Below are 6,594 nucleotides of genomic sequence, written 5' to 3'. Positions count from 1 at the left end.
AAAATCCATGAAAAAATCGCCAACGTGCGTCATGATTACTTGCACAAGATTTCCACCTATCTCGTCAAAAACCACGACATCATAGGCATGGAATCGTTGCAAGTCAAGAACATGGTAAAGAATCATCACTTAGCGAAGTCCATTCACGATGCGAGTTGGAGCAAATTCAAAGACCTGATCACGTATAAAACCGAATGGTATGGCAAACAAAAAGTGGAGGTTGACGCTTATTTTCCAAGCAGCCAGCTCTGCGCCAATTGTGGTTATCATAACAAGAGGGTAAAAGATCTGGCCGTTCGTGAATGGACATGCCCTAATTGTAAAAGCATCCATGACCGTGATATCAATGCGGCGATTAACATAAAAAATGAAGCTCTACGCTTAGTCAATGGAACCGTGGGGACCACGGGGATCGCCTACTAAATTAGGGTTCGTTGGAACCCTCTACGTAGGAATCTCCCACTTCAAATTTTCGTTAGAAAATTAAGTGGGGGTAGTTCAATGTTACACAAAGAATTCTCTCCCACGTCCCGTTTCCAAAGAAAAAGCATTACCAACAATACGTTGAGGGGTCAGTCCCCCGACTCATTAGTGCGTTAAAGCAAAACGACTAAAAAAAGCGGTTTTCACTATAACACTTTAAAGCGATGGGGGACTGACCCCAATTAAAAAGACTCCATTAAAATAAAATTTCAATATAAAAAATAATATATTGACATAAAAGTTCAGCTAACGCATAATAAGGTTAATGAAAGCGATATCAAAGGTGGGTTGTCATGTTAAAAGGCGGATTAAGGTTGATCAAGGAAACGATAAGCAGCATTAACCCATCAGAACGTTTTGCGGCCCAATATATCCTGGACAATCCTGAGAAAATGGTTCGTATGACGGTAAGTGAATTAGCTGAAGCCAGCGGTTCAAGTCAATCAGCAATTATTCGTCTCTGTAAGAGCCTTGGTCTAAAAGGTTATCAAGATTTGAAATTAAGAGTTGCCGGGGATTTACAAAATTCTTCAACAGGTGAAGAATACCAGGAAATTAGCCCAAAAAGTGATATTAGAACAATTATTTCATCTGTATCAAATAATAATATTTATTCCATCAATGAAACACTGAACATTTTAGATCCGGTAAAAATAGAGGAAGCAGTTTATCTGATTGAAAATGCTAAGCGAATTGATTTCTATGGTACGGGAGCTAGCCAATTGGTCGCTCAAGATGCGCAGCACAAATTTATGCGCATTAATAAAGCATGCACCGCTTATAGTGATACACATCTCCAACTGACTTCGGCGGTCACTTTAACCGAGAACGATGTCGCCGTTGCCTTTTCCCATTCGGGGGAAACCATACAAGTCATTGAGTGCATAAAAGCAGCCAAGGAAAATGGCGCGAAAACCATTGGCATTACGCGTTACGGTGCAAATACGATCGGTCATTTAGTCGATGTTCACATCGAGACGCTGTCAACGGAATCCGACATAAGGAGCGCTGCGACATCTTCCCGCATCGTCCAGCTGAATATTGTCGATATTTTATATATAGCGGTTGTTGGCCATAATTATCATCAGTCACTGACACAGTTAAATAAATCTCGTTTAGCTATTGATAATTGTTATAGGCTGAAAAGGAAAAAGCATATTTATAATTCCTACGGAGGCAATGATGATAAATCTATTTAAGTCAATTAACCATTTTTTATGGGAAAGAGTCGAGGAAGGCCAATTACCTGGTGCAGTTTATGGAATAGTTACAAAAGATAATACAATTTATGAAAAAGCAATAGGTTATGCACATATAAAAAAGCAGATTCCAATGAGTATCGACACTCTTTTTGATTTGGCATCATTAACGAAGGTTTGTGTTACGCTACCTTCAATACTCCTTTTAATACAAAAGGGAGAAATAGACTTAGATGACTCCATCAAAAGATTCTTTAATAATACATTTACCGACAAGATTACAATCAAACATTTACTGACACATACTTCAGGTTTACCTGCCCACATTCCTTTTTATAAATATGGATGGTCTAAAGAAACGATTTGTGACTACATAATCGGTAACAACTTCGAGGTTGGCAGCGAAACCAAACCAGGTCACAAAGTGGTTTATAGTGACTTAAATTTTATTTTATTAGGATTCCTTATAGAAAAAATTACAGGCCAAGCACTAGATGCATTTGCGTATGAAAATATATTTAAGCCATTAGGAATGGGAAATACAACCTTTAACCCCAAAATTAACCGTATCCATATTGCCCCTACAGAATGGAGTGATGCGATTAATGATTATAGATGGGGGGAGGTTCACGATGAAAATGCCGCTCAAATTGGTGGTGTTAGCGGTCATGCTGGTCTGTTTTCAAATCTAGGAGATTTAAAAATTTTCACACAAATGCTATTACGAAGAGGATATACTGCAGCCAACAATATATTCCTCTCACCATCCTTAATTGATTCCAGCCGAAAAAACTACACTTCATCCCTAAATCTTAATCGAGGATTGGGATGGCAATTAGTTGATAGTGAATTTTCTCCAGTTGGTTATTTCCTTTCTAATAATTGTTATGGTCATACAGGATTTACAGGAACTTCTTTATGGATAGATCCCGATAGAGGTATTGGGATAATTTTACTGTCAAATCGTGTACATATTGGACGTTCGATTAACATGAATAGGATCCGTAGAGTTTTCCATAATTTAGTTTCATTCGCGATAGATAAAGTAAGAGAATAATTTTAGATGGTGGGGCAATGGTCATGGATAGGCAGGAATTATTATCGGCTGTAGGGTAGCTATTTATTGTTGGATTTAAAGGAAAAACTATTACTGATGAAGTGAAAAAACTTATTCTGATTACCGTATAGGTAGTTTTATTTTATTTGGACGCAATATTGGAACTGGCCAAAAGGTTTTAGAGTTGACATCGGCGCTGCAAGATGAAGCTAAAAGGGCAGGGCATTCATTACCTTTGCTAATATTTACTGACCAGGAAAATGGTATCGTGCAACGTTTAAAATCACCTGCCACACATTTCCCTGGAGCAATGTCACTTGGGTCAGCCAACGACCCGGAACTTGCCTATAAAATGGGTAAAGCAACTGGACTTGAATTATAGGAGGTTGGTATCAATTGGAATTTGGCTCCAGTAGCTGATATAAACAATAATCCAGATAATCTGGTTATCAATGTCCGTTCCTTTGGAGAAACCGTTGAGAAAGTGGAATCATTAATAGTTCCTTGGATCAAAGGATGTCATGAAGCCAGGTTTGCGGTCACTTTAAAGCATTTCCCAGGACATTGTGATACAAATATTGATTCAAATTCTGATTTGCCCACGATTAACCATCCGCTAGAACGATTATATAATGTGGAGCTTCGACCATTTATAGAAGGGATTAGGGCGGGCTCTGATACTATAATGACAGCCCATATATATTTTCCCGCTTTGGAAGAAAGACATTTATGGCCAGCAACATTATCTAAATCGGTGCTTACGGGTTTGTTGAAAAAAATTAGGGTTTAATGGGATTATGGTAACTGATTTTTTAGAAATGAATGCAATTGCTAATACGGTTGGAACCGTAAAAGACGCTTTGGAGGCAGTTAAAGCTGTAGCGGAAATGGTAATGATTTCACATACTTACTCTTACCAAGTAGATGCAGTAGATTTATTGTTAAAAGCGATTCAAAAGAATGAACTAAACTTTGAACAAGTCAATAATTCCGTCGCGAGAATAAAAAAATTAAAAGCTTTTTATGCAAGCCCTCCAAAAATATCCTCTTGTCAATTATTTCAATATTTTAGGTGTAAGGATCACGAAGAATTAGCTATAAACGTGTATGAAAAATCTGTTTCTGAAATTGGAAATTTGGAGAACCAGCTGTCATCGCCTTTGAAACACAAACACCTGTCATCTCAAATTTTAGAGTGATGGATATGGCAGCAGGAGGGCAACGTGCACCTCTAGTTCCCTATGTTGATTATTTACTTTTTAACAATCCCGAAAAAAACCTGGCTTTACTAAACATTGGGGGAATCGCGAATATCACTATTTTGCTCAGTAACGGAAAATTAGATGATGTCTACGCATTTGATACAGGACCGGGGAATATGGTTATAGATAGATTTGTTAACCATTATTATCATATCCCCTTTGACCCGAACAGTTATTATAGTGGATTGGGGAAAAAATAAATACCGATTTGCTTAATGAGTTGATGGCTGATCCATTTCTTAAGGAAAAACCACCAAAGACCACAGGGAGAGAACGTATTGGTTTAAATTATATTGGGAGACTTTTATATAAATGGAGACACCTTCCGCCGAATGATCTCATTGCTACTGCCACAAAATTTACGGTTAACTCCATGGTTTATAACTATAAGCATTATATATACCCCTTCCATAAAATTGATCAATAAATAGTGAGCGGAGGAGGTGTTCATAATAAAACTCTTATTAAATGGTTAAAGGATGAGTGGCCAGAGGTAGAAATAAAAACTATTGACTATGGAATTTCACCAGATGCCAAAGAGGCTGTCGCTTTTGCGATTCTTGCAAATGATTGGTTAAATGGCAATCCAACAAATTTTAAAAGAGCTACGGGTGCAAAACAATATGTCCTATTAGGGAATTTAACACCATGGCCAAGAGTTTGAATTAACAAGTATAAACATTCACTATCAGTAAAAAATTTTTTCATTAAAATCAAATATATATTGACATAATTATTCATTTAACACATAATTGTGATATAAAGCGCTTACACGCTGGGTGCTTGCACTGTTCTTATTTTTTTGAAATAAAAATTCAGAAGTTTTTGTCCATTCCCGAATAATAATTTTAAAAGGAGCTGTAAGTATGTCTGACAAAAAACATTTAATGGTGATTGATGCGCATTGTGGAGATGGGGAATTACAAGTAGGAGCAATTGCTGCAAAATATGCAAAGGCTGGACATAAAGTAACGTTTTTACATTTAACAGCTGGTGAAAAGGGAAATCCGCCCCATCTTTCTGTAGAGGAATACAGGGAACAAAAGATACGAGAATCAGAGGAAGCCTGTGCTATTTTAGGGGCAGAATGTATCACTTTAGATTACAAAGATGCTGAGTTGCGCTTGACTGAGGAAATAGTCACCCACCTTGCCACTTTGCTAAGAAAATATCGGCCGAATCTAGTTCTTACACACTGGATTAATAGTATTCACTCAGATCATGCAACTGTCCCTAAAATTGTCGAGGCTGCACAGTTAAAAACAGGATTAAGTGGGTTTGATCTTGGCGGATTAAAACCTCATTATTATGGTTATTTACATAGCGAGAATTGGGAAGATATGGAGGGTTATGTGCCAGATATCTTCGTTGATGTTACGGAGACTTTTGATCTCTATCTTGAGGCTATTTCCAAATTTTGGTTCGTCATGAATTCGAAGGACTTTAGGTATTTTGATTACTATAAGGCATTAGGCACCGTAAGAGGTTGCCAAAATCGAACCAGATATGCACAAACATTAAAGTTTCCAGTGGGAGGTAATATTAGGAAGGGGACAGAAATCCCGGGTTTTCCTCTTTAAATAAGAGGTTTGGAGGTTTAAATGAGGATGAACTTACCAAATATCGCTATGAAAAAAGAAACACGTATGAGGATCAATAATTTAAAGACAAAAACACCTTTGATCCCAAAGAAGAATAGTTTTTTAAAATATTTGAAAACCCACTGGCAACTTTATGTCCTTTTGGCTCCGGCGCTCATTTATATCATTGTTTTTAAATATGTACCGATGTATGGCTTGCAACTTGCTTTCAAAGATTATATGCCTTCTAAGGGGATATTTGGAAGCCCATGGGTAGGATTTGATAATTTTTTGAGATTCTTTCATGCCTATTATTTTTGGGATTTAATAAAAAATACATTGTTAATCAATTTATATAATTTGATATTATTTCCAATACCAATTATTGTTGCCCTCTCCTTAAATGAGTTGAGAGATGGAAGGTTTAAGAAGATTGCACAAACAATAACATACGCGCCTCACTTTATATCTGTCGTAGTATTTGTAGGGATGCTCATCGCATTTTTAGATCCTTCAACCGGAATTGTTAATCATGTATTAGGATGGTTTGGGATTGGACCCATTTCTTTTATGACTGAACCCGGTTGGTTTAAAACCATTTTTGTATGGTCTGGGCAATGGCAACAATTAGGATGGGGGGCAATCATTTACCTTGCAGCTCTTGCTGGTATAGATCCTGAACTACATGAAGCAGCTAAAGTTGATGGGGCATCTCGGTTAAGACGTATATGGCACATTAATTTACCTGGCATACTTCCTACCATCATAATCCTCTTAATATTAGATATGGGAAATTTAATGTCAATTGGCTTTGAAAAAATATTACTTATGCAAAATCCTTTGAATCTCGATTCATCACAAGTTATTCAGACATACGTTTATGACATTGGTATTTTAAATGGTCAATATAGTTATTCTACAGCCATTGGGTTATTTAATGCGGTTATTAACTTTATTATTCTCATATTCTTCAACCGTATTGCAAGAAGAACGGGCACAAGCTTGTGGTAAGG

General features: G+C 37.0%; 6 protein-coding genes and 2 pseudogenes. All 8 read left to right on the top strand.

All coding sequences use genetic code 11. The annotated features are described in order from the left end of the window. On the top strand, positions 1-423 hold a 423-nt coding region (locus tag H532_RS0107205), incomplete at its 5' end, for an RNA-guided endonuclease TnpB family protein (RefSeq protein ID WP_027724930.1). Between the two features lie 353 nt (positions 424-776). Then, complete coding sequence (locus H532_RS18165) at positions 777-1,682, top strand: MurR/RpiR family transcriptional regulator (RefSeq protein WP_051263201.1); 906 nt, start codon at positions 777-779, stop codon at positions 1,680-1,682. Continuing rightward, positions 1,666-2,739 (top strand): serine hydrolase domain-containing protein, encoded by a 1,074-nt coding sequence (locus H532_RS18160; protein WP_038111762.1) that lies wholly within the window; start codon positions 1,666-1,668, stop codon positions 2,737-2,739. Before H532_RS18165 ends, H532_RS18160 begins: the two co-directional genes overlap by 17 nt. Positions 2,740-2,866: 127 nt before the next feature. Further along, positions 2,867-3,938, top strand: a pseudogene (locus tag H532_RS21070) (glycoside hydrolase family 3 protein). Then, positions 3,935-4,201, top strand: a complete 267-nt coding sequence (locus tag H532_RS20945; RefSeq protein WP_425426242.1) for an anhydro-N-acetylmuramic acid kinase — start codon at positions 3,935-3,937, stop codon at positions 4,199-4,201. Before H532_RS21070 ends, H532_RS20945 begins: the two are co-directional and overlap by 4 nt. A 23-nt stretch (positions 4,202-4,224) precedes the next feature. Next, positions 4,225-4,665: pseudogene (locus H532_RS20940) on the top strand (anhydro-N-acetylmuramic acid kinase). A 202-nt stretch (positions 4,666-4,867) separates the two neighbouring features. Beyond that, positions 4,868-5,581, top strand: a complete 714-nt coding sequence (locus H532_RS0107165) for a PIG-L deacetylase family protein (RefSeq protein WP_027724924.1) — start codon at positions 4,868-4,870, stop codon at positions 5,579-5,581. Between the two features lie 66 nt (positions 5,582-5,647). Beyond that, the gene (locus tag H532_RS0107160; protein WP_027724923.1) at positions 5,648-6,592 is read left to right on the top strand and encodes an ABC transporter permease; all 945 of its coding nucleotides are present in this window, start codon (positions 5,648-5,650) and stop codon (positions 6,590-6,592) included. Positions 6,593-6,594 lie beyond the last annotated feature (2 nt).

It is taken from the genome of Tuberibacillus calidus DSM 17572 (genome assembly GCF_000430685.1).
Lineage (GTDB): Bacteria > Bacillota > Bacilli > Bacillales > Sporolactobacillaceae > Tuberibacillus > Tuberibacillus calidus.
The sequence above is the reverse complement of the archived record's forward strand: the minus strand, read 5'-3'. Positions and strand labels throughout refer to the sequence as shown.

What these genes read in the sequence shown, in the direction of transcription:
- H532_RS0107160 (WP_027724923.1), top strand. Translation starts at nt 5,648, where the DNA reads ATGAGGATCAATAATTTAAAGACAAAAACACCTTTGATCCCAAAGAAG.
- H532_RS18160 (WP_038111762.1), top strand. Translation starts at nt 1,666, where the DNA reads ATGATAAATCTATTTAAGTCAATTAACCATTTTTTATGGGAAAGAGTC.
- H532_RS0107165 (WP_027724924.1), top strand. Translation starts at nt 4,868, where the DNA reads ATGTCTGACAAAAAACATTTAATGGTGATTGATGCGCATTGTGGAGAT.
- H532_RS18165 (WP_051263201.1), top strand. Translation starts at nt 777, where the DNA reads ATGTTAAAAGGCGGATTAAGGTTGATCAAGGAAACGATAAGCAGCATT.